The 580-nt window shown below is 29.1% G+C and carries 1 protein-coding gene; it reads left to right on the forward strand.

All coding sequences use genetic code 11. The annotated features are described in order from the left end of the window. Positions 1 to 136 precede the first annotated feature (136 nt). Positions 137 to 580 (forward strand): replication/maintenance protein RepL (locus F0Q34_RS21625; protein ID WP_149814430.1); only part of this gene is annotated, 444 nt, incomplete at its 3' end.

Consider the following 580-nt stretch of genomic DNA (forward strand, 5'->3'; position numbering starts at 1 on the left):
TAGCTTGTGATACCTATTTGTAGAAGAATATAACAAATTTGTCTTTACATATATCAGGTCATGTTATAGGATATAACAAAGATTATACATATAGGTATCATAGTGTGATACCTTCTTGCAAAAAAGGGGTGGAAAAATGGACAAGAACTCCCAAGAAAAAATCACTATAGAATTAAACGCGGATGAATTTAAAAAACTTCAAAAATTATTAGAACTAGATGAAAAAAATGAACAAGATCAACAGAAAAAAGAAAGTGAAAAAAAGAATCTTAATTTCATTCAACTTTATCGAGATAACATGCCAGAACTAAGATGGTTAATGGCAAACCACAATTTCGCTAGTTCTCTTTTATTTTTCATAATCGAACACATGGATAACAAGAATGCATTAGCATGCTCATATTCAACTTTTGAAGATTACTTTGGAAAATCAAAAATGACTATTTATAGAGGAATCAAAGTACTTGAAGAGAACGGATTTTTGAGTGTACTAAAAATGGGTACATCAAATGTTTATTTAGTAAATGAAGATTTAGCGTGGACTGATTCAAACGACAAGAAAAAATTTACAAAATACGAC

The organism is Teichococcus oryzae (assembly GCF_008386565.1).
GTDB lineage: Bacteria > Pseudomonadota > Alphaproteobacteria > Acetobacterales > Acetobacteraceae > Pseudoroseomonas > Pseudoroseomonas oryzae.